Source organism: Sphingobacterium puteale, assembly GCF_003627955.1.
Taxonomy (GTDB): Bacteria; Bacteroidota; Bacteroidia; order Sphingobacteriales; family Sphingobacteriaceae; genus Sphingobacterium; species Sphingobacterium puteale.
Map to the genome: position 1 here is coordinate 481370 of NZ_RBWS01000001.1, position 22267 is coordinate 503636.

Sequence of the window (22267 nt, forward strand, 5' to 3'; positions counted from 1 at the left end):
TAATCCGACAGCTGGTTATTGATCGCTCCGATTTACACTATTTTTTAATACTTTTATTCGCTAAACGACCCGCGAATAATATTTTTTATCCGATTTTTTAAGGCACGCTCCTTAGTCCAATAGTTCAAAAATACCTGCCGCACCCTGACCTGTTCCCACACACATCGTCACCATACCATACTTTTTACCACGACGTTTCAGCTCATGCAAAACCTGCACGGTCAGCTTCGCTCCTGTACAGCCAAGCGGATGCCCTAAAGCTATCGCCCCGCCATTGACATTGACTTTTTCTTCGTCAAGTCCCAGTTCACGAATAACAGCCAAAGATTGGGAAGCAAATGCTTCATTCAATTCAAACAGATCAATATCTTCTTTTTTAAGTCCTGCCTGTTTCAATGCTTTAGGTATCGCGTAGATCGGTCCGATTCCCATGATGCGCGGCGGCACCCCTGCAACAGCAAAACTGATCAGCTTAGCAATGGGTTTAACACCTAATTCTTTCACTTTAGCCTCAGACATCACCAGCACAAATGCTGCGCCATCCGATGTCTGTGAAGAGTTTCCTGCCGTTACTGAGCCGTTAGCAGCGAAGACAGGCTTCAGCTTACCCAAAGCGTCTAGCGATGTATCTGCACGAGGCCCTTCATCGGTATCCACAACATATTCACGTGTTGCGATCTTCCCATCTTTCAGATAGTTCTCTTTGACTGTGATCGGCACAATACCATCTTTAAGATGGCCATTTTGAATTGCAGCAACAGCCTTTTGATTGGACTTCAGTGCAAAGGCATCTTGATCTTCACGGGATACATTATAATCTTTTGCTACAGCCTCCGCTGTGAGCCCCATACCCCAATACCAATCGGGATGCTCTTTAGCGACAACAGGGTTGGGAACAATCTTCCAGCCTCCGAAAGGCATTCCTGACATCACTTCAACACCTCCGGCGATAATAACATCGGCCATACCTGTTTTGATCTTTGCAACCGCCGTAGCGATCGTCTCCAATCCAGAGGCACAATACCGATTGACAGTGACCCCTGGCACTTTATCTGTATCTAAACCCATTAGGGAAATAAAACGTGCCATGTTCAGCCCCTGTTCTGCCTCGGGCATCGCATTACCGACAATGACATCATCTATATCTTCTTTATTTAAATTCGGCACAGTGGACACAAGATGTTTAATCACATCTGATGCTAAATCATCAGCCCGCATAAAGCGAAATCCTCCTCGAGGCGCTTTACCTACTGCTGTACGAAATCCTGCTACTATGTATGCTTCCATTGTTTTTATTTTAGTAGTGAGTAGTGGGTATTCAGTATTGAGTACCACCACTCAATTATCATTCATTTTAAAGACTTGATAAGATTGTATAGCATTTTTTCAATTTCTTCGATTTCCGCAACCAATCCATCTTTAATTTCTTTATTTAAAAATGTCAGTCGATAAGCCAATTCAATCTGTGTCTGTAACTCATAAGCAGAGCCATTTGCTATTCCAAGAAATTGTATAAACTCACCTTTTGTATTTCTACCTGCACCTTCAGCAATATTTGAACAAATAGAGATTGTACTTCTCCTGATTTGGGATATCAATCCGAATTTCTCCGTGTTAGGAAGATTTTCTGTACAGCTATAAATGCGAACAGTCATGTCCATTGCTTTTTGCCATACTTTTAATTCTTGGAACCTATGCATTGCTCAATACTCATTACTCAATACCCAATACTAATTCCGCAAAGGCTTTCCTTTTGTCAACATGTACTGAATTCTTTCAAGTGTTTTACGTTCAGCACAGAGTTCGAGGAATGTTTTTCGCTCAAGATCCAACAAATACTGCTCGGATACTTCTGTTGGCGATGACAGGTTGCCACCACACATTACCCAACCCAGTTTTTCTGAGATTTTGCGGTCATAGTCGGAGATATAATTTCCTTCACGCATCGAAGATGCACCTACATACACAATACCTAAACCTTGATTACCCAACACTTTGATATCGTTTCGTGGTGCAGGCTGTACGTAGCCTTCATCCGCCAACTCCAATGCCTTTGCTTTGGCGTCAGCAAGTAAACGTGCACGGTTCATCGTAATTGCAAACTTATCTTTCTGTAGATAACCCAGCTCATAGGCCTCGTAAGCAGAGGTCGATACTTTCGCCTGACCAATGGTCAGGAATTTATCCTTTAAAGTATTCTGAACGATCTGGTCATCTTTAAATTCTTCGGAAGCACGTAATGTAAATTCTTTGGTTCCACCTCCCCCCGGGATAACACCTACCCCCAGCTCTACTAAGCCCATATAGGTTTCGGCATGAGCCTGCACAAAATCTGCATGCATCGAAAATTCACAGCCTCCGCCCAAAGTCATCTGGAATGGTGCTACCACAACTGGAATAGATGAATAACGCAAGCGCATGGAAGTATTTTGGAAGGCTCGAACGGCCATATTTAACTCATCAAAATCCTGCTCTACGGCCATCATGAAAATCATTCCGATATTGGCTCCTGCGGAAAAATTCTTCCCATCATTGGAAACAACTAATCCTCGGTATTCTTTTTCGGCAAGATCTATCGCTTTATTCAATCCCTGGATCACATCGCCACCGATGGTATTCATTTTGGTATGAAACTCACAATTGATGATTCCATCACCGAGATCAATAATGGAAACTCCGGTATTCTTCCAGATCGTTTTACTTTCACGGATATGATCCAATACAATCAAATCTTCGGTTCCCGGAATAGGTTTATAGGATTTGGATGTGATATCATAATAATGACGAACACCATTTTCTATCTTATAGAAAGATTCATGTCCCGAATCCAACATTTCATGCACCCAGGATGCTACTTCGCCATCTTGTCCGGGCAAACGCTTCTCTTCAGCTTTGATCCTAGCCAGGGTATCACGCACCCCTAAAGCATCCCATACTTCAAATGGGCCAAGCTCCCAGCCAAAGCCAGCGCGCATGGCATCATCTATACGGAAGAAATCATCTGTGATTTCAGGGACACGGCGTGAAACATATTCAAATAAAGGATAATGCATGGCACGGAAGAGCTCCGCCGCCTTGTCTGTCCCCTGTTCATAGACTTTCATCCGTTTACGGATATCTTCAACTGGCTTGGTCGCCTCTAAAGTGGAAGATTTAACTTTTTGTTGCGAGCCAAATGTTAATGTTTTAAGATCTAAGGAAAGAATTTCAGAATTACCATCAGCGGCTTTTACCTTTTCATAAAACCCTTTTTTTGTCTTTTCCCCAAGCCACTTGTTTTCAACCATCTTACTGATAAAGGCCGGAAGCTGGAAGACACCTTTTGCCTCGTCTTCAGGCGCATTCTGTGCCAGACCGTTAGCGACATTGACCAATGTATCGAGACCGACAACATCCGCGGTACGGAAGGTAGCCGATTTTGGATGTCCCATTGCAGGGCCTGTATATTTATCCACTTCCTCCACTGATAGACCCAAAGGCTCGACCAGATGGGTCACTGCAAGCATCGAATAAACACCGATTCGGTTACCGATAAATGCGGGGGTATCCTTACACAAGACAACCGTCTTGCCTAACATCTTATCTCCGAAATGAAGGACAAAATCAACAACTTCTGGTTTCGTGTGCGGTGTAGGTATTACTTCCAACAAAGGTAGATAGCGTGGCGGGTTGAAAAAGTGTGTACCGCAGAAATGATCTTTAAAGTCTTCACTACGTCCCTCGGTCATGAGATGAATAGGAATACCAGAAGTATTGGAAGTAATCAATGTCCCCGGTTTACGGAACTGTTCGATACGATCAAAAACAGACTTCTTAATGTCTAAGCGTTCTACAACAACCTCAATAATCCAGTCAGCCTGGGCAATATCTTTGAGGTTATCCTCAAAGTTGCCTGTTTTGATACGTTTTACAAATGATTTGCTGTAAATTGGTGAAGGATTTGTCTTTAAAGCTGTTTCTAACGAAGTATTGACAATCCGATCCCGAACAGCCTTACTCTCCAACGTTAGACCTTTTGCTTGTTCTGCAGGCAGCAGTTCACGCGGAACAATATCCAGCAACAGCACTTCGACACCAATGTTAGCAAAATGACAAGCAATTCGCGAGCCCATAACACCCGAACCGAGAACTGCCACTTTTCTAATATTTCTGTTCATCATAACATATTTATCATGCACATTCGTACATTTGGTTTAACTTCTATACGATTACTTCTTCCTTATAACTTGTTGCCAACTCATTGAGCTTAGCCAGAGAAGCAATCAATTGATCACGTTCATTTTCCGAAAAATTATCAGCGAGATATTGATTAAAATTGCGCACCACATCTTTGGCAATCCTTCTCTTTTCGCGTCCCAATTCCGTCAGGTATACTTTGACAGAGCGTTTATCCGTTGTACTGGTCTCCCGGTAGATAAATCCCAAAGACTCTAAATTATTCAACACCCGGGACAAACTAGTTGTTTTAACTCCGGTCAAATTCGCAATCTGAGAAACAGGGGTACCCTCTTTGTGGATATTGATTAAAATATAACCCGCTGCCTGGGTAAAACCATACTGTGAAGCAATTTGATTATATTTATTGGCGATTGTCTGCCAGCCTGTTTTTAAAAAATAGTCGATTGTCTGATTTTGGTTCATAGCGTAATCACAAGCGATTTTATTATTATGCTTGCATAACAAATATACTAGTTAAGAATTAGAATAACAAACCTGAAAATGCAAATTTTGTTAATTCTATTTCCGCAACCTCCTGAGACAAATTTTCTTGCTTTTTTATGACCAAACTAAATGTGGAAAACTTTTAACAGCTGAAATACAATCAAATAAAGAAAAACACAAAACTTTTATTAACAACCAATGTGCAATATTCAAAATTAATTGCGTTAAATTTGTCCTAAACAATATTGACATCGTATGGCTTTAGTAAACATACCGCGCTTGGACTTGTTACATTATACACAAGGAACCCAAGAACAACGAAATCAATTTATTCAAGATATTGGCAAGGCTTTTAACGAAACGGGCTTTGTAACGATTGCGAATCATGGTTTATCGAAAGAATTAATTGAGGAATTATATCAGGTCGTCCCAGAATTTTTTGGTTTACCAACGGAGACAAAAGAAAAGTATGAATTTCCTGAGCTTGCAGGTCAACGTGGATACACGGCTAAGGGAAGAGAAAAAGCAAAAGATGCGAAAACTCCAGACCTAAAAGAATTCTGGCAACGTGGTCAAACAATCGTTGGTGAAGAATATTCGAAAGCTGACTTTCCAGATAACCCTGAGGTCGAGGAAATACCTCGCTTTAATGGTGTGACGGCCGAAGTATATAAAAAACTAGAAGACACAGGGCGTGAATTACTAAAAGCAATTGCGACTTACCTGGATCTTGAAGAAAATTATTTTGAGAAATTTGTAATTAATGGAAACTCGATCTTGCGTGCGATCCATTATTTTCCAATTACGGATCCTGATGCATTGGCTCCTGACGCTGTACGTGCAGGTGCGCATGAGGACATCAACCTGATTACACTATTAATCGGTGCTAGCGCAGATGGCCTGGAAGTCCTGACAAAAGATGGCGAATGGTTTCCCATCAAAGCAAAGGGAGAAGATATTGTCATTAACGTAGGCGACATGTTGCAGCGTTTGACCAACAATAAACTTAAATCAACAACGCATCGCGTAGTCAATCCTCCGCGTGAAAAAATGGGCACTTCCCGCTTTTCGATACCATTCTTTTTGCATCCAAAATCTTCGATGAGCTTGGCATCATTGGACTCATGTATCGACGCAGCTCATCCAAAGGCCTACGAAGATTATACCGCAGGTGAATATCTGGATGAAAGATTGAGAGAAATCGGTCTGAAAATGTAAGGCAAACAAAATCCACCCATGCTGGATTTTTTTCATAAAAAAAGCAGATCGGTTGATCTGCTTTTTTTATACTGTAAATTATTTCAATCTGTAACCAACTCCCACGTTCATAAATATATTGTGTAATCCAAAACTGATACTTTCAAAACCAGTTTTCATAATATTGTTGAAACCATAATCAAGTTGGGCCAGCGCAAAAAATTTACGATTAACTGTATATTGAGTACCCAAGCTTAGTCCAATGTCAATATTCCGTACACTTTCTTTAAAATCATAATCGGCATTGTCGACAATAATCTTGTCACCTGTAGGTTGCTCATGTCGTAGATAGCCATTATAGGCTTCCCCATAGAACTCCTTTTTTATGGCAAAAGAAATATACGGACCGGCTTGAACATTCCAACGGCTTGAAAACTGATAGGTTGCCTGAATGGGCACAGATAGATAAAGATTATGTATTTTAGTGGTTATGTCTCCTGTGTAATACCCTCTCAATTCATCTTTTGAATTATTGACGGCATTAAAAGTTGTTTTATATCCTTTTACTGTCGCTTTCGTATCCATTCCCTTACCTTCAAAGGTAAGGCCTAGCGCGACTCCCCATTTGGAATCAATATGATAGTTCGCTTTCGCGCCCACAAAAAATGGAACGTTCGGGCTGTAACTTTTAATCTTCCGAATTTCTCTCGGCAAGGATAAAGGGGCTGCTCCTCCGATCTTGGTACCCAACATGACCTGAACATCTAATTTACCATCCCTAGAATCTATCTCCTGCGCTTGAATAAATGCTGGAATAGAAGCCATTACGGCTAATAAAACTATATATATGTTAATTTTCATTATTTCTTCGTTACAATTTTGAGATCGTCCACGATCAACTTACTACCAACAGCACCGATAAAATTATCACCATATTTACTTGATGACATCACAATAGCAATGCTGTAATCCAAATTGGTGACATCAGATTCGACCACCGGACCCGAGTATTTAAAGGGCAAAACAAACTTCACAAAGCCGTTATCACCTGTTCCTCCTCCATTTTCAAGTCGGGCGACAGCAACGATGCTCGGGTCGTTCAAAATATTATGTCCTGTCAAATAGGATACCCTTTTTTTAGGATCTGGCTCAGCGGCCATTAGCTTTTTTCGGTTATAGAAAACCGCATAAATATCACATGAATCCTTCATGTTAACAGGTTTCAAATTTTCATCCGTTACATTCGCTCCCGGAGCATATTTATAATACCCTTCTAAAGCCAAAGGAATCTGATTGAAAGGAAGACCGAATTGCGTTGCAGACAGTGGATCCGTCAATACGGGACCTGTATCGAATGACCCTATAAACAGATTCCCAGCTGCGATAGGTTTTTTAACCATTGCCCCAAAAGATCCGGTGAGTTTTGTTTCTAATAAGGCCGCTTTCGCTCCAGAATGCGCTTCTGTAGTGGTCTTCGTCGGATAGGATTCTGGCTCTTTCACTCCACCTCCGAAACTCAACGTAAGTGAGAAACTCGGATTCCCCGAACCCCAGTTATAAAAATCCTGCCCGTCTATTTTATTAAAGAAAATGGTATATTTCTCATCTTTATCAATCGAAACATCTTCAAATCCGTATTCCGTCGGGACAAAGCCGCCATCTGTTTTAACAAGCTTAACGAGGTAATTCTTCGCAAACTGCTGATCTTGTGAAATTACTTTGTAATATACTCCGTTCTTCAATATTTGATCTATTATGGCTTTATTAACATCCTTTTCACCGGCCGGCATTTCCAAAGAATCTTGCAACAGTTCAATAGTAGCACCCGGAGTTAAATCAAACTTCATATCCAACTTTGCAAGATCATGAATATTAGGCTGAAGATAAATAGTGACCTGATTATTCGTAATTACCGGATTTAACAGAAAAATATCATCCTCTGCACGAACCCCAACAATATCAGCTTCCATATTCAGAGCCTCCTCTTTTATGCAACTTCCCAGAGTAAAAAGTAGCATAAAACAAATTACCCAAGGGTAAATTCGTCTTTGTTTCATAAAAAATAGTATTAGTGTAAATATATTTCCAATGCTGTTGATTATGCATTGAAATGACCGCAAAGCTACCATTATAGCGTCCAAGAAAAGTCATTTCGATCACCTTTTCTTTCTAAGCAACTAATTCTTTACAGCTAAAGGGTGGCTATTAACCGCCGTTAAGCTCCTGTCTAACTTTAGCAGGCAAGCTCTCAACAATGAGGCTATAACTATGCAAAATAAGCTCTTCCAATGCGCCGTCGTTCAATTCCCGGTTAGCAATCACGGTGTTCCAGTGCTTTTTGTTCATGTGATAGCCGGGTAAGACGGTTTGATCATACCGCTCTCTGAGTTCAACAGCTTTCTCCGGATCACATTTCACATTGAATCGTAACCCGTCGATCTGATCCAACCCCACCAATAAAAATATCTTGCCGCCCACCTTAAATACCAACGTATCTGGACCAAATGGTGTCTCCTCTGCCACCGGACCAATGGACAGGCAATAATCCCTTAACTCTTCAATATTCATGTTTTATTCGTTTGATTTAAACATTATCAACCATTAACGCTCTTATTTATGTATAAATTTGACAATAATCAATATAAATCTAACAAAACAACAGCTCAGTTGGTGATTAAATTTGTAATAGGTAAAATTACATGAAGAGTCTAAGAGGGCTAAAAAGATCATTAAGACAGCTAGCAGATGAAAAAACTGTATATCAAGATAATCCTACTCACCATTATATCTTTTTCGACACTACAGGTACAATGTCAAAGTATAGACAGTACAAATCAGGACAACATGACGCAGAACAACATCGTTGAAGCTGTTTCGAAGGGACAGCTTACCATAGCAAAAAAACTATTGGAAGCTGGCGCCGATGCAAACCAAAAAGGGAATGATTCCAAGCCGCTATTATTAGTTGCAACTGAAAAGAAAGATCTAGCCATGGCAAAATTGCTTCTTGCGCATGGAGCAAACGTCAACCTTCAGGACAATATCCTAAATAGTCCATTCCTATATGCTGGTGCTTCGGGCTATACTGAACTAGTTAAACTTTACCTCGATCACGGTGCGGATTTCAAGATTTTCAATCGGTACAATGGTACAGCACTTATTCCGGCCTGCGAACGCGGTCATGTGGAGACTGTAAGACTATTGGCTAATACAAAAGGGTTCCCTATAGACCATATAAATAGATTAGGCTGGACCGGATTGTTGGAGGCAATCATACTTGGGGATGGCAGTCAAAAATATGTGGATATTGTCCAGATACTACTGGACGCCAACAGCGATAAAAATATCGCCGACCATGAAGGCATAACCCCGGTTGAGCACGCAAGAAAAAAAGGATTTAATAAAATTGTTGCCTTACTGGAAACGAAAGGCAACGGGCAATAAAGTATCTGCTTACTCCCTGGACTAAGCATTTTCGGCACCGCCTTTTTTGGCACTAATCTTCTATTTCTGCAAAAGTGCCTGAATCTCTTTTTGGATCTCCACTCCCTTATCCGTGTTGTACCATTTTTGAATCTCTTCTTTAATATCAGAGAAATCTTTTCCTTGTTCCTTCAAGCTCAAGAATAGGTCTTGACAGCCCTTTGGTCGGGGTCCCCAGACTGCCAAATCTGCACCCTCCTGATTTCGAATGATTAGAATCGGGATTGATTTTCCGCCGTTTGTTAAATACGAATCTATTAAAAAAGGAGCACTATCTCGCAATTGGATATCGACAGTAATATTGGGATTTTGAGCGGCCATTTTGGTAAGCATTGGTACGGAATGTGCTGCATCGCCGCACCAAGGTTCAGTAATAATGATCCATTGTTGTTTTTCCGAAATCGTGTTGACAAACTGCTGAAACGCCTCGCTTGGCTCAAAACGTTTTAACCAACGCCCCATTCTTGTCCAGTTCATTTTAGTGTATTGATAATATTCGTCATCCTGGTAGGTCGGGTGATTTTCAGGATGATTCAATATATCTTCGAATTGTTGCAAATAATTTTCGAACGTCATAACATCAATTTTGTGCAAAGGTAATTTTTAGATCCAACTTTCTCAAAAATTCTATATACCAAAGATTTTACATTCCCCCATAAGATTTCACACTTATTAACAATTAACTAAATTATCTTTGGCAGATACAACCAGTAAATGAAAAGATTAATTCCATTATTTCTATTAATTTTCATAATCAGCACCGCTTATTCCCAAACGAGCATCAAGGGGAAGATTTTAGATAAAGCTGACAATAAGCCTTTGACCAATGCCTCGGTCATCTTGCTAAACAGAGACTCCGTGCTCCGTTATTTTAACAGAGCCAATGAAGAAGGAAAATTTCAGATCAAAAACATCAAGCCGGGAAGCTATATAATTCTGGCTACTTATCCCAAATTTGAACTTTATAATGACACTATTGATGTCAGAGATCAGGACATTGATCTCAACGACATTAAAATAAATTCGCAAAGAAATGTATTGGAGGAAGTTATTATAACACGCCGATTACCCATAACACTTAAAGGGGACACAATAGAATATGATGCGGCGAGTTTCGCTACCGAGAAAAATGCAAAACTCGAAGATCTTTTTCGAAGATTGCCCGGTTTCACGGTGTCGGGTGACGGCAATATAACCGCTCAGGGCAAAACAGTACAGAAAGTCTTTATCGATGGCGAAGAGTTTTTTGGCTATGACCCTAAAATTGCCATCCGGAATGTCCGCGCCGATGCAGTGGATAAAGTGCAATTGTACGAGAAAAAATCAGAAGAGGCCGAACTTTCGGGCATAGATGACGGTGTTCGTATTCAGACAGTCAATGTCGTATTAAAAGAAAAGGCCAGAAAGGGTATCTTTGGAAATGCGGAAGTATTAGGCGGAACAAAAGAACTCTACGCCGGAAACTTGTTCGCAGCTAAATTCAACCAGACTGAACGCATTGGCATCACCGCCAATCACAATAATATGGGAAGCTCCAATAGCCGTGAAGGCTCTTTACGGATGAACAACCAGATTACCGGCCAACCACTGAACACATCTCTCGGCGCTAACTACGAAAACCAGTTTCTCAAAAAGGCTTTAAAGGTAAATGCCAATTATAATTACAATAACAGCAGCAACAAAAATCAGTCGGAAGATTACAACAAAAACATTCTCCCTGATAACTCGATCTTAGAACGAAATAGCAAAAATTACAACGAAAATAGCGCAAGAAGCAATGGTGTCAGATCCAATCTCTCCATGCGACTGGATTCAACCCAAAATATAGAACTTCAAGCCAACGGAAATTGGTCAAATAATTTCAGTTTTAGCGAGTCAGAAAGTTTCACGACAGATGCTGCAAGAGATTCAGTTAGCTCCTTCAAGGAGAAAAATGAATCAAATACATCGAGCCAGAGCAATAATTTTCGCCTGAATTATAGAAAAAGACTCAAAGCTGGCAGTTCATTAAATTTAATGGTCGGCAACAACTATAATGAATCAACTTCGGACAGCAAGATAAATTCTAAAACTATTCTCTATAAAAGTAGCGACACGACAGATATTAACCAAAATCGACGTATTAACAATAAAGGCAATAACTTTTCTACCTCACTGAATTTCAACAACAGACTAAATGATGCCATGAATTTAGCTTTGGGCTACAGCTTCAATCAGTCAAACAACAGGAATGAACAGATATCAAAAGACATGGCCACTGATGTGAAAGATTCGTTATACTCTAAAAATCAGATCGACAACAATACCAATCAGGGCGTCAATGTGCATTTGTCTTATCGAAAGGATAAATTTGAGGTCAATCTCTCCAACCGGACATTCTACAAAAATCAAAAGTTAAGCGATAGTGACCGGGGTATAAACCTTTCAAGGAATTTTTGGGACAACAATCTAAACTTCGATGCCAATTACCGGATTTCAAACAGTAAAAATATCCGGCTGGCCTACCAGAGTTCGAATATCATTCCTTCATTTGATCAGCTACAGCCACTGCAGCCCCAAACAAACCCATTGTTTCAACAGATTGGTAATCCAGACCTCAAACGGGCTGTCAACAACAATATTTCGGCAAATTATAATGCCTTCAGCTTATTGAAGGGAACCAACATTAACGTGAACGGGAATTTCTCTTTTGTCAATAATCCAATTGTGAACAAAACAACGGTCATGGAGAACTCAGCTCAGATCAGTAGCTATGAAAATTTATCCGGCAAATCGAACTGGAACGGCAGATTGAACATCAATCACATGCAACCTCTGGCCAACCGTCGCATTAACTTCAATAAAAGTGCAAACATCAGCTATAACAATAGTTATAGCTACACTAAATTTGAAAGCGGCCAATCCCAAGATGAGTTTCTACTAAACAATTCAAAAAACACCTCTTTCAGCCTTGGATCGAGTTTAAATGAGCAAAATTCAGAAGGATTTGATTTTGACCTCTCGGTGAATGCAGGCCTCAATGCACAACAAAATTCAATAAACACACAATATAACGCAACTAATTTTGAAGGTGGGGCTTCGGGTTATATCAAGTATTTTCTACCGAAGAAATTTAACATCATGACGAACATTTACTATAGCTATACTGGGCCTACTAAACTGTACAAGAAATCAATTAATCAATTTTATACCAACCTGGAACTAGAGAAAAAGGTATTGAAAGACGAAAGTCTGACAGTCAGCCTGAAAGCCTTTGACCTCTTTAATACGTTTAACAATACACGTCGTAATGGCAGTGATACCAATTACTCGGAATCCACCCAACAGGTATTGACGCAGTATTTTTTAGTTGGCGTCAAATGGGATTTTAATAAATATTTAGGAAAAAGCAATGATTAAAACATATTTAACCATTATTATATGCTGTCTTAGCGGGTTATCTCTCCAGGCACAATACGCTTATTTTGGCAATAGGGGGACCATTAGTTTTGACAAGGTGACGTATACAAAAGCCCGCATGCGACAAATGTCCAATGACATGAGCTCCAAAATGATGGATCGGGGCATGGGCTTTATGGAGCACCTCGATAAGATGCCGGACTCGCACACGGATCGAATGAACCTATACTTTGATGAGAATGCTACCGTACTCATGCCTGAAGAGAGCACAAGTACCGAAAAGCAGAACGGTGATGGCAAAATGCGAGCTCCAAGCATTACTACAGGTGGCCGAGGCAGCAGAAATCAAGGCGGCTCGCGTGGTGGAGGCGGCGGAACCCAACGAGGTATGCTCAGAGGCGGAGCCAGTAAAAATGGAAAAGTACTCTATCAGGATTTAAAAGCCGGGAGAGCAGACATTCAATTGGATATTGACGAGAAATATTTGCTTTCCGAAACCTTGGATAGCATCACCTGGCGCTTTACTGAGGAATTTCGCAATATTGCTGGCATCAACTGCCGAAGAGTAAATGGGGCTACCAAAGACTCCCTTTATCTGATTGCCTACTATGCCGAAGAAATACCGGTCTCTGCAGGTCCTGCCCTGAGCCATGGTCTTCCGGGCATGATATTGGGGCTGGTCATACCTGAGATGCACATCCAATACTGGGCAACAAATATCGCTTATACCAATAATCTTGTTCCCACAGATTGGCGGGACAAAAAATCAAAGCAGATGAAATTGGAGGAATTTTCGGCGCTCTTTGGCAGATATATGCCACGTAATCGTCAAAATGAGTCTGCAAAAAAACGGATCTTGGAGCAACTTGTCTATTGAAAATGTCAGTTTGGCAGTACCTAAGGACAAATTGATGACAAATAGTGATTTTTTTACAAAACACTCGGATTGGCATAAGGGTTGATAATAGAGTGATAGAATTTATTAAGTAAAAAATTAAAATACAAGATATGTCTAAAATTATAGGAATTGACTTAGGTACTACAAACTCATGTGTTGCCGTAATGGAAGGTAACGAGCCTGTAGTAATTACGAATAACGAAGGTAAGCGTACCACTCCTTCCATTGTAGCTTTCGTAGAAGGTGGCGAACGTAAAGTTGGTGACCCAGCTAAACGTCAGGCAATTACTAATCCACATAAAACTATTTATTCTATTAAACGTTTTATGGGACTTTCATATGATGAGGCCGTAAAAGAAGCTGAACACGTACCTTATAAAATCGTTAAAGGTGACAACAATACACCGCGCGTAGAAATTGACGACCGTAAATACACACCACAAGAGATCTCTGCAATGATTCTTCAAAAAATGAAGAAAACTGCTGAAGATTTCTTAGGTCAAGAAGTAACAGAAGCTGTCATTACAGTACCTGCATACTTCAACGATGCGCAACGTCAAGCAACAAAAGAAGCTGGTGAAATCGCTGGTTTATCTGTTAAACGTATCATCAACGAACCTACTGCCGCTGCTTTAGCTTACGGTTTGGATAAAGCACATAAAGATATGAAAATCGTTGTGTTTGACTGTGGTGGTGGTACACATGACGTTTCTGTGTTAGAGTTAGGTGATGGTGTATTTGAAGTAAAATCTACTGACGGTGATACACACCTTGGTGGTGATGACTTCGATAACGTGATCATCAACTGGTTAAATGAAGAATTCAAAAACGAAAACAATGGCTTTGACTTGAAAAAAGACCCAATGGCCTTGCAACGTTTGAAAGAAGCTGCTGAAAAAGCGAAAATTGAATTATCAAGTGCAACTTCCACTGAAATCAACTTGCCATATATCACGGCAGATGCAACTGGTCCAAAACACTTAGTTCGTACTTTATCCCGTGCTAAATTTGAGGCTTTGGCAGCTGACTTGATCAAGAGAACAATTGCTCCTTGTGAGTCTGCTTTGAAAAATGCCGGTTTCAGCAAATCAGATATCGACGAAATTATCTTAGTAGGTGGTTCTACACGTATCCCGGCAATTGTTGACGCGGTAAAAGCTTTCTTCGGAAAAGAGCCTTCTAAAGGCGTAAACCCTGACGAAGTTGTTGCTTTAGGTGCTGCAATCCAAGGTGGTGTATTGACTGGTGAAGTAAAAGATGTACTATTATTGGACGTAACGCCACTTTCCTTGGGTATTGAAACAATGGGTGGTGTGATGACCAAATTGATTGAAGCAAATACGACTATCCCGACTAAAAAATCGGAAACATTCTCGACAGCTTCGGACAACCAGCCATCTGTGGAAATCCACATCTTACAGGGTGAGCGTCCAATGGCAAACCAAAACCGTACGATCGGTCGTTTCCATTTGAACGATATCCCGCCTGCACCTCGTGGAGTGCCTCAAATTGAAGTTACTTTTGACATTGATGCCAACGGTATCATCAAAGTGTCAGCAAAAGATAAAGCAACTGGCAAAGAGCAAAACATCCGTATTGAAGCATCTTCAGGTTTATCTGATGACGAAATCAAACGCATGAAAGAAGAAGCTGAAGCAAATGCGGATGCTGACAAAAAAATGAAAGAAGAAGCTGACAAAGTAAATGCAGCTGATGCCCTGATCTTCTCAACTGAAAAACAATTGAAAGAATATGGAGACAAAATTTCAGCAGATAAGAAAGCTCCTATCGAAGCTGGCTTAACAAAATTAAAAGCAGCTTATGAAGCTAAAAACTTCGCTGATATTGATGCAGCTTCTGAAGAATTGCAAAATGCTTGGAACGCAGCTTCTGAAGAGATGTATGCAGCTTCTCAAGGTGGTGCACAACAACCTCAAGGAGATGCTGGTCAAGCACAAGGCGGAAGCCAACAAGGTGGTGATGACGTAACTGACGTAGATTACGAAGAAGTGAAATAATCACTTTTCCTGATAAAACAAAAGCTCCAGACATGTACATGTCCGGAGCTTTTTTCTTTTAAGAACAGTCCATTTTTTCAGAAAAATAAAGAACTGCTTATCTATTTTTCTGAAAAAATGGACTGTTACTATTTACGATAATGGCTCAATATACCTTTGTCCAGTGTCGCCCAGATTCCCGCTGGCATAGCTGCTTTTTTCAACGCATTGTTTGTCCAGGTATTACAGGAATAGAACATGCTATAAGCACCCTTCGCTTCGTAAAAGGCATCTGCATCGTCATACTGTGCATCTGTCTCGACCAATATGGGTTTACCTTCACGAAAATCCAAAGAGCCATAGATGTACTTTACCAATGCGCGATATTGTTCCTCACTTATTTTATACCCAAAACACAACTCATTTTCTTGCATGGCATTATAGTAGGTGACATGTATTGCTGATTGGCCCAATCCAAAGGCTGCCACAAAAGCCGTAGATGCCTTAAGGTCTTTCCATTCTGGTGTATCTAAATAAAAACCCTTATCCCCCCAACCTATCCCCATATACTGATAGCCTGTTTTTTTACTGACCGTATTGGCATAAGGAAACACATTGGACCAATCCAGCTCTTTCATAACGACCGGCAACACAATATCCGTGTGTACACCATTGGATTTGACAAACACCTGAATGGTCTGATCTGTAGAAATCTCTTTAGATGATGCGGAGAGTCGGGACAGACAATACTCAGCAACAATATATAAAACACAAAACCCTATAATTCCTAAAATAATGTATCCTAACACCTTAAGTATTTTTTTCATTTAAATCATTCATTTTTTATCATAATCCAACATGTGGGTATAATCTTGGCCACCCCAATTCTTCCATTTCCTACAACACGACTGCCATTCGCAACATCTGCTCGATTAGGCACAAAAAAACCTGTATTGTTGCCAACACAGGTTCAATATAAGCTATTTCTGCTAGCTTTTAAAATAACTTCTCAGGATATACACCATCGGCAACCAATTTAGAAATTGATTCCTGCACGATAGGTTTATCCTCCTTATAGGTCACTCCAAACCATTTTGATGAAGTAGGGATTACTTTAAAATCCGCCAGTTTATGTTTCACCATATAATCTGGAACCGAAGGAATAAAGAACTCTGCCTTTAAATTCTCTTTGTTTTCCTCAACAAAAGCAGGGAACATCGCTTGCGCGACTTCAAATATTTTTGGTGTAAAGCCCCAAAAGTTCATCGATACGCGCGTCTGTGGATCCAAATCGTATTCAACGCCATTTTCCTCATAAACAATTTTACGATCATCGCCCTCACCTTTGTAATAGATATTGGTACGCTCGGTAACACTTTCCATATGTCCAGAAGCACTAACTTCGCAGACACCGCGAGATACATACCCGTAATCAGACATTGTATTTCCGACCTGGAAGCCCATCAATGACATCTGCTCGTCTGAAACTTCAGTCGTTAAAAACTTAGCCATTTTGTCAAAAGAATCCGAACCATAGAAATCATCTGCATTGATCACACAGAATGGTTCGTTCACCTTATCCTTAGCGCTCATGACAGCATGTGCTGTGCCCCAAGGTTTCGTTCTTTCAATGACGTGATTCACGCCGAATTTCGATAAATCAAAATCTTGAAAAGCGTAGTCTACTTCTATTTTACCTTCCAATTTTTTATCAAAAACGTCTTTCATCTTCTCCAGGAATTCTTCCCGAATAATGAATACCACTTTTCCAAATCCTGCGCGAATGGCATCATAGATTGAATAGTCAATAATTGTCTCGCCGTGTGGGCCAAAACCATCTACTTGTTTTAAAGAACCATACCGGCTAGCCATTCCTGCTGCCAAAATCAAAAGGGTTGGTTTACTCATATTTAAATTGTGTTAATAGAACTTCTTTTCGTCCGCAAACTTAGCTAAATTTGCCCTTAATAGCAAATTTAGCTAAGTACCAATCAGTTTCTAAAAATAGCTTATCGGAACGAAAATTATCAAAAAATTAGTATTATTTCTTCTTTAAGAATGCGTTCAATAGCCCTGTTGCCAATTTACCCAAAAGCTTGACCCCTTCTCGTGCAAGCGTCGTTGTCGCGGTACGCTGCGCGGCTTCCAACGGTGTTTGTCTTCTTGATGTCGGCCTGGCGGCTTTGGCGGATTCTTTCTCCGCTGCTGCGCGCTGTTCCTCCTGTTGCACGACCTGCATTTTTTCGTCGATCATCTCAGCCGCCGAACGATTTTCCTGTCTTTGCTGATATTTTACCTTCAGGTCTGACTGATTAATAATCTGATTGATTGTCACATCGTCTGCAGGCCCCATCACAGCACGGGCAGGTACCAAATGGGTCGCCACTACCTCTGTGGGAATACCCTTATCATTCAGCACAGTAATTAAGGCCTGACCGGTACCCAAAGACGTCAAAATCTGATCAATCTCATAAAAGTCTGATTTGGGATAGGTTTTAACTGTTTTTTTCAGATTTTCGGCATCATTGGGTGTAAAGGCCCGCAAAGCGTGTTGTACACGGTTTCCCAGTTGCGCCAATACGGATTCCGGAACATCTGTCGGAGACTGTGTACAGAAAAACACACCGATACCCTTGGAGCGGATAAGGCGGATAATCTGATCAACTTGCGTTAAAAAGGCTTTGGAAGCCCCGTTGAAAAGTAGGTGTGCCTCATCAAAGAAAAACACCAATTTGGGCTTGTCCAGATCTCCTACTTCGGGCATATTCTTAAATAGCTGGGCGAGTAAGCTCAATAAAAATGTCGAATAAAGCACGGGCTGATCCTGTACATCGGAAATATTGAGCAAACTGATCATACCTTTGCCATCAACTTTCTGAAATAAGTCATTGATATCAAATTCCTTCTCACCAAAGATATGGGCAAGTCCCTGTTGTTCCAAAGCGACGATCTTACGCAGGATCGTCCCCGAACTTGCTGAACTGATCTTCCCATAATCATTCTTGATCTCTTCACTTCCGGGACCATCAGAAAGATAGGTTAATAATTTCTTGGTATCATTAAAGTCTATCAATGGCATCTGATGATCTTGGGCATACTTAAACATGGCCGCCAAAACTCCGGTCTGTGTTTCATTCAGCTCCAGAATCCGGCCCAACAAGACCGGTCCAAAATCACCTATCGTAATCCGCATCGGAATTCCTTTGTTGCCCGACAGTGAATACAGTTCTACCGGAAAACTTGCCGGTTCAAAGGGTATCCCGACCGCATTTCCGCGATCCAGTAAGGCTTGATTGGTAACACCGGGAACGGCAAGACCAGAAAGATCGCCTTTTACATCCAGCATAAATACAGGCACGGAGGCATCCGATAACTGCTCAGCAATCAGTTGAAGCGTCCGCGTTTTCCCTGTTCCTGTGGCACCGGCAATCAGTCCATGGCGATTCATCATCTTCAGCGCCAGATTGACCCTTGCTTCGGCTAAAATTTCACCATTCAAAATACCAGCTCCCAAATATATAAAAGCCCCCTTGGGGTTATAAGAAGCTTGAACCTTCTCGATAAATTGTTCTTTATTTGCCATAGAAAAGGCTTAACATTTATAATTTATAAACACTATTGAAAATTTTCCAAAAAATAATCTTTTCGTCACAATTTCGTGCCAAATTTCATTTTTTATGTACTTTTAATTTGAAATTAACATAGAATTGTTATTTTTACCATGTAAAACAATATCATTAAAGGTACTAAAAAATGTTAAATAAGAGATTTAGATTTGTGGCAGCATTCTTATGTGCGATCATCTTTTTTACGAAGATGGCCATCTCTATATCGCCTATTTTTTCCAATAGTTTAGATCAAAACACGATCCTTCAAATTGTTTTACAAATAGAAATCGAGAACAACAATGGCGCAAGCACAGATACGCTTGAGACTGCCTCAAAATTTTTCAATACAAAAACTGACGAACCCATTGTATTCGAAACAATCCTAGTTGAGAACCAAGGAAAACAAAAGAATTACCTAAAAAACGAGAAAAGCATTTTAGCTTTCCATCCTACGGTTCCAACGCCGCCTCCTAACTGTTAATAAATACATCCTTATGGGATGTATTCAAATTATCCACATGCTGAATCCCAGTATGCGGCCTCTTATTGATTTTTCCTGATAACGCCAATGCAAAAGCATCGAGTGCCCTTCAATCGGTACCCATTGCTATCGCAATAGGCGGCTTTGAGAAAATTTATTATACAGATAAACACAAATTTTATGTTTGGAACTCGTACGTCGGCTTTTCTGAAACTTTCGAAAAGAGACTTAAAATATGATTTCCCTGCTAGTGTTGTGGTGTTTTTGGTGGCACTTCCATTATGTTTGGGAATTGCAATGGCCTCAGGTGCGCCATTGTTTGCAGGATTATTGACTGGTGTAATTGGTGGAATCGTTGTTGCTTCAATCAGTAAATCACCACTCAGTGTAAGTGGACCGGCTGCAGGTCTCACAGTTATTGTTCTAGGTGCAATTCAGAGCTTAGGCGCTTATGAAACCTTCCTTCTTGCGGTTGTCATCGCAGGTGTGGTCCAGGTGATCCTTGGCATTTTAAAGGCGGGTATGATCGGAAATTATTTCCCCTCCGCCGTTATTGTCGGTATGTTGGCCGCTATCGGTATTACCATTATTATGAAACAAATCCCTTTGGCATTGGGATTAATCGAAACACACGCTTTTGAATTGGACAATGGACACGGTATAGGGGCATATTTTGACACCATTGCCTCAGCCATCAATTTTGGCGCATTGATTATCTGTGCCCTATCCTTAGCGATCTTAATTTTTTGGCCAGCGATTCCGAAATTGAATAAGGTGCCAGCACCATTGGTTGTTGTGATCGTTGGCGTAGGCTTAGCCTATCTTTTTCAGGGCTCTTCCTTTCAGCTACTTGACAAACAGTTTGTTCTTGTTCCGATTGTTGGCTCATTTGCTGAATTTACAGGCTTGTTCACTTTACCTGATTTCACGCAGATTGTCAACAAGGATGTTTGGATAGCTGCATTTACCATTGCGATCATCGCCAGTCTCGAAACATTATTGAGTATTGAAGCAGTCGACAAGATTGACCCCTATAAACGTAATACGCCGACTAACCGTGAACTAGTCGCACAAGGAATCGGGAATATGACCAGTGGACTTTTGGGCGGTTTGCCATTGACCTCTGTTATTGTACGCTCATCAGCCAATGTCAATGCGGGCGGAAAGACAAGACAGTCAGCCATCATGCATGGTATTTGGCTACTTGTTGCCATGTTGGCTATTCCGACTATGTTAAATATGATTCCTTTGGCATGTCTTGCTGCCATTCTATTGCACACAGGCTATAAATTGGCTAAGCCGAGTCTATTTACTTCAATGTATCGAAAAGGGCTGGACCAATTCATTCCATTTTTCGTGACTATTGTAGCTATTGTAATGACAGATCTATTAATGGGTGTTGGGATCGGAATCGTAGTGGCTACATTCTATATCCTACGGGCCAATATGAAAAATGCCTTTAAGTATAAGATCGAAAAAGACAACGAAGAAGATAAGGCAGTGATCACATTAGCTGAGGAAGTGTCATTTCTGAATAAGGTACCTATCCAACAGAAACTGTATAGTTTGCCAAAATCAGTCAGTAAGATCCGTATCGATGGGACATTCAGCAAATTTATCGACAAGGACGTGATTGAAGTCATCAAGGACTTCGAACAGAACGCAAAAAGTAAAGGCAAGGAAATCGAGCTTTTACAGGTCGTATATAAAAAATAATTTGTTCCAAATGAACAATAGATTTAGAAATTTGTATTAATATAAAATTGAAAAAACGCCTTTGGGCAAATAAAGAATATGGAAAATAAAGATTTAAAAATAGGATTTGACAATATTATTAAAGGGAACAAAGAGTGGATGGATTTTGTAAAAAATGATACCACAGGACGTTTCCAACAACTTGCAAAAGGTCAAAATCCCGAAATTCTTTGGATTGGTTGTGCAGACAGCCGTGTACCGGCCAATGAACTGACTGGTACAAAACCCGGGGAGGTCTTTGTACACCGCAACATTGCCAATATGGTCATCCACTCAGACATGAGTTTATTGAGTGTACTGGATTATGCCGTCAACGTGTTAAAAGTAAAACATGTTATCGTAGCTGGACACTATGGCTGTGGTGGTGTGGCCGCATCTTTAAGCCGCAATCAATACGGTATCATTGATAACTGGCTTGGTCACATCAAAGATGTATACCGTTTGCATAGCGAAGAGATTGATGGTATCGAAGATAATGAAAAGAAAGTAGACCGCTTAGTTGAACTCAATGTCAAAGAACAGGTTTTTAATCTTTGTTCTACATCCATCATCCAAAATGCATGGAAAAATGGCCAGGCACTTGCCGTGCATGGTATGGTAATCAATATCGGAACAGGTCAATTGATTGATCAAAGTTGTACTTTTACAAGCAATGAATCCCTTGGAAAGGTATTCGCTTTCAAATAGTAACAAATCGGTAAAAAGGGACGAAGATCGTCCCTTTTTTATTTCACATCATCGTTGCGCCAGCAGTCGTGAGTATAGCGGGTATTTTTCGATTGATTAC

Annotated in this window: 19 protein-coding genes; 8 read left to right on the forward strand and 11 right to left on the reverse strand. The window is 40.6% G+C overall.

Features of this window, described 5'->3' with window-relative positions:
* Window positions 1–111: 111 nt before the first annotated feature.
* The 4 genes from D7322_RS01740 to D7322_RS01755 form a co-directional block, all read right to left on the reverse strand.
* Window positions 112–1287 (reverse strand): acetyl-CoA C-acyltransferase, encoded by a 1176-nt coding sequence (locus tag D7322_RS01740; RefSeq protein ID WP_121120734.1) that lies wholly within the window; start codon window positions 1285–1287, stop codon window positions 112–114.
* A 62-nt stretch (window positions 1288–1349) separates the two neighbouring features.
* Window positions 1350–1700 (reverse strand): four helix bundle protein, encoded by a 351-nt coding sequence (locus D7322_RS01745; protein ID WP_121120735.1) that lies wholly within the window; start codon window positions 1698–1700, stop codon window positions 1350–1352.
* A 30-nt stretch (window positions 1701–1730) separates the two neighbouring features.
* Window positions 1731–4160 (reverse strand): 3-hydroxyacyl-CoA dehydrogenase/enoyl-CoA hydratase family protein, encoded by a 2430-nt coding sequence (locus D7322_RS01750; protein WP_121121255.1) that lies wholly within the window; start codon window positions 4158–4160, stop codon window positions 1731–1733.
* A 40-nt stretch (window positions 4161–4200) separates the two neighbouring features.
* Window positions 4201–4641: a MarR family winged helix-turn-helix transcriptional regulator gene (locus tag D7322_RS01755; protein ID WP_104383719.1), complete on the reverse strand. Its 441-nt coding sequence runs from the start codon at window positions 4639–4641 to the stop codon at window positions 4201–4203.
* Between the two features lie 276 nt (window positions 4642–4917).
* Here D7322_RS01755 and D7322_RS01760 point away from each other — a divergent pair, with 276 nt between their 5' ends.
* Window positions 4918–5880: an isopenicillin N synthase family dioxygenase gene (locus D7322_RS01760; RefSeq protein WP_121120736.1), complete on the forward strand. Its 963-nt coding sequence runs from the start codon at window positions 4918–4920 to the stop codon at window positions 5878–5880.
* Between the two features lie 78 nt (window positions 5881–5958).
* Here D7322_RS01760 and D7322_RS01765 read toward each other — a convergent pair whose 3' ends face one another.
* The 3 genes from D7322_RS01765 to D7322_RS01775 form a co-directional block, all read right to left on the reverse strand.
* Window positions 5959–6720, reverse strand: a complete 762-nt coding sequence (locus D7322_RS01765; RefSeq protein ID WP_121120737.1) for a porin family protein — start codon at window positions 6718–6720, stop codon at window positions 5959–5961.
* On the reverse strand, window positions 6720–7916 hold the full coding sequence (locus D7322_RS01770) for a PCMD domain-containing protein (RefSeq protein WP_121120738.1): 1197 nt from the start codon (window positions 7914–7916) through the stop codon (window positions 6720–6722). Before D7322_RS01770 ends, D7322_RS01765 begins: the two co-directional genes overlap by 1 nt.
* A 148-nt stretch (window positions 7917–8064) precedes the next feature.
* On the reverse strand, window positions 8065–8427 hold the full coding sequence (locus tag D7322_RS01775; RefSeq protein WP_121120739.1) for an MmcQ/YjbR family DNA-binding protein: 363 nt from the start codon (window positions 8425–8427) through the stop codon (window positions 8065–8067).
* Between the two features lie 177 nt (window positions 8428–8604).
* Between D7322_RS01775 and D7322_RS01780 the strand changes: the two genes are divergently transcribed.
* Window positions 8605–9303 carry an ankyrin repeat domain-containing protein gene (locus D7322_RS01780; protein ID WP_121120740.1) on the forward strand — a complete coding sequence of 233 codons (699 nt, stop codon included), beginning with the start codon at window positions 8605–8607 and terminating at the stop codon, window positions 9301–9303.
* Window positions 9304–9363: 60 nt separating this feature from the next.
* On the opposite strand, the gene D7322_RS01785 is transcribed toward D7322_RS01780, so the two are convergent.
* Entirely contained in the window at window positions 9364–9918 is a 555-nt protein-coding gene (locus tag D7322_RS01785) for a thioredoxin family protein (RefSeq protein WP_121120741.1), read from the reverse strand.
* Window positions 9919–10056: 138 nt separating this feature from the next.
* Here D7322_RS01785 and D7322_RS01790 point away from each other — a divergent pair, with 138 nt between their 5' ends.
* The 3 genes from D7322_RS01790 (at window position 10057) to dnaK (ending at window position 15657) form a co-directional block, all read left to right on the forward strand.
* Window positions 10057–12741 (forward strand): TonB-dependent receptor, encoded by a 2685-nt coding sequence (locus tag D7322_RS01790; protein ID WP_121120742.1) that lies wholly within the window; start codon window positions 10057–10059, stop codon window positions 12739–12741.
* Window positions 12734–13618 carry a GLPGLI family protein gene (locus D7322_RS01795; RefSeq protein WP_121120743.1) on the forward strand — a complete coding sequence of 295 codons (885 nt, stop codon included), beginning with the start codon at window positions 12734–12736 and terminating at the stop codon, window positions 13616–13618. The genes D7322_RS01790 and D7322_RS01795 overlap by 8 nt, the downstream gene beginning before the upstream one ends.
* Window positions 13619–13749: 131 nt before the next feature.
* Complete coding sequence (dnaK, locus tag D7322_RS01800; RefSeq protein WP_121120744.1) at window positions 13750–15657, forward strand: molecular chaperone DnaK; 1908 nt, start codon at window positions 13750–13752, stop codon at window positions 15655–15657.
* Between the two features lie 128 nt (window positions 15658–15785).
* Here the strand turns inward: dnaK and D7322_RS01805 are convergent, their stop codons facing one another.
* From D7322_RS01805 to D7322_RS01815, 3 genes are all read right to left on the reverse strand, one after another.
* Window positions 15786–16463 carry a TIGR02117 family protein gene (locus D7322_RS01805; protein ID WP_121120745.1) on the reverse strand — a complete coding sequence of 226 codons (678 nt, stop codon included), beginning with the start codon at window positions 16461–16463 and terminating at the stop codon, window positions 15786–15788.
* Window positions 16464–16632: 169 nt separating this feature from the next.
* Entirely contained in the window at window positions 16633–17544 is a 912-nt protein-coding gene (locus D7322_RS01810) for a sugar phosphate nucleotidyltransferase (protein WP_121120746.1), read from the reverse strand.
* A gap of 133 nt (window positions 17545–17677) precedes the next feature.
* Window positions 17678–19219: a helicase HerA-like domain-containing protein gene (locus D7322_RS01815; RefSeq protein WP_121120747.1), complete on the reverse strand. Its 1542-nt coding sequence runs from the start codon at window positions 19217–19219 to the stop codon at window positions 17678–17680.
* Window positions 19220–19389: 170 nt separating this feature from the next.
* Between D7322_RS01815 and D7322_RS01820 the strand changes: the two genes are divergently transcribed.
* From D7322_RS01820 to D7322_RS01830, 3 genes are all read left to right on the forward strand, one after another.
* Window positions 19390–19725 (forward strand): hypothetical protein, encoded by a 336-nt coding sequence (locus D7322_RS01820; protein WP_245971225.1) that lies wholly within the window; start codon window positions 19390–19392, stop codon window positions 19723–19725.
* Window positions 19726–19905: 180 nt separating this feature from the next.
* Entirely contained in the window at window positions 19906–21441 is a 1536-nt protein-coding gene (locus tag D7322_RS01825) for a SulP family inorganic anion transporter (protein WP_121120748.1), read from the forward strand.
* A gap of 78 nt (window positions 21442–21519) precedes the next feature.
* Window positions 21520–22167: a carbonic anhydrase gene (locus D7322_RS01830; protein WP_121120749.1), complete on the forward strand. Its 648-nt coding sequence runs from the start codon at window positions 21520–21522 to the stop codon at window positions 22165–22167.
* Window positions 22168–22267: the final 100 nt, after the last annotated feature.

Bases quoted from the DNA above. Each gene is read 5' to 3' on its own strand.
- D7322_RS01740 (WP_121120734.1), bottom strand. From the start codon at position 1,287: ATGGAAGCATACATAGTAGCAGGATTTCGTACAGCAGTAGGTAAAGCG.
- D7322_RS01745 (WP_121120735.1), bottom strand. From the start codon at position 1,700: ATGCATAGGTTCCAAGAATTAAAAGTATGGCAAAAAGCAATGGACATG.
- D7322_RS01750 (WP_121121255.1), bottom strand. From the start codon at position 4,160: ATGATGAACAGAAATATTAGAAAAGTGGCAGTTCTCGGTTCGGGTGTT.
- D7322_RS01755 (WP_104383719.1), bottom strand. From the start codon at position 4,641: ATGAACCAAAATCAGACAATCGACTATTTTTTAAAAACAGGCTGGCAG.
- D7322_RS01760 (WP_121120736.1), top strand. From the start codon at position 4,918: ATGGCTTTAGTAAACATACCGCGCTTGGACTTGTTACATTATACACAA.
- D7322_RS01765 (WP_121120737.1), bottom strand. From the start codon at position 6,720: ATGAAAATTAACATATATATAGTTTTATTAGCCGTAATGGCTTCTATT.
- D7322_RS01770 (WP_121120738.1), bottom strand. From the start codon at position 7,916: ATGAAACAAAGACGAATTTACCCTTGGGTAATTTGTTTTATGCTACTT.
- D7322_RS01775 (WP_121120739.1), bottom strand. From the start codon at position 8,427: ATGAATATTGAAGAGTTAAGGGATTATTGCCTGTCCATTGGTCCGGTG.
- D7322_RS01780 (WP_121120740.1), top strand. From the start codon at position 8,605: ATGAAAAAACTGTATATCAAGATAATCCTACTCACCATTATATCTTTT.
- D7322_RS01785 (WP_121120741.1), bottom strand. From the start codon at position 9,918: ATGACGTTCGAAAATTATTTGCAACAATTCGAAGATATATTGAATCAT.
- D7322_RS01790 (WP_121120742.1), top strand. From the start codon at position 10,057: ATGAAAAGATTAATTCCATTATTTCTATTAATTTTCATAATCAGCACC.
- D7322_RS01795 (WP_121120743.1), top strand. From the start codon at position 12,734: ATGATTAAAACATATTTAACCATTATTATATGCTGTCTTAGCGGGTTA.
- dnaK (WP_121120744.1), top strand. From the start codon at position 13,750: ATGTCTAAAATTATAGGAATTGACTTAGGTACTACAAACTCATGTGTT.
- D7322_RS01805 (WP_121120745.1), bottom strand. From the start codon at position 16,463: ATGAAAAAAATACTTAAGGTGTTAGGATACATTATTTTAGGAATTATA.
- D7322_RS01810 (WP_121120746.1), bottom strand. From the start codon at position 17,544: ATGAGTAAACCAACCCTTTTGATTTTGGCAGCAGGAATGGCTAGCCGG.
- D7322_RS01815 (WP_121120747.1), bottom strand. From the start codon at position 19,219: ATGGCAAATAAAGAACAATTTATCGAGAAGGTTCAAGCTTCTTATAAC.
- D7322_RS01820 (WP_245971225.1), top strand. From the start codon at position 19,390: ATGTTAAATAAGAGATTTAGATTTGTGGCAGCATTCTTATGTGCGATC.
- D7322_RS01825 (WP_121120748.1), top strand. From the start codon at position 19,906: ATGTTTGGAACTCGTACGTCGGCTTTTCTGAAACTTTCGAAAAGAGAC.
- D7322_RS01830 (WP_121120749.1), top strand. From the start codon at position 21,520: ATGGAAAATAAAGATTTAAAAATAGGATTTGACAATATTATTAAAGGG.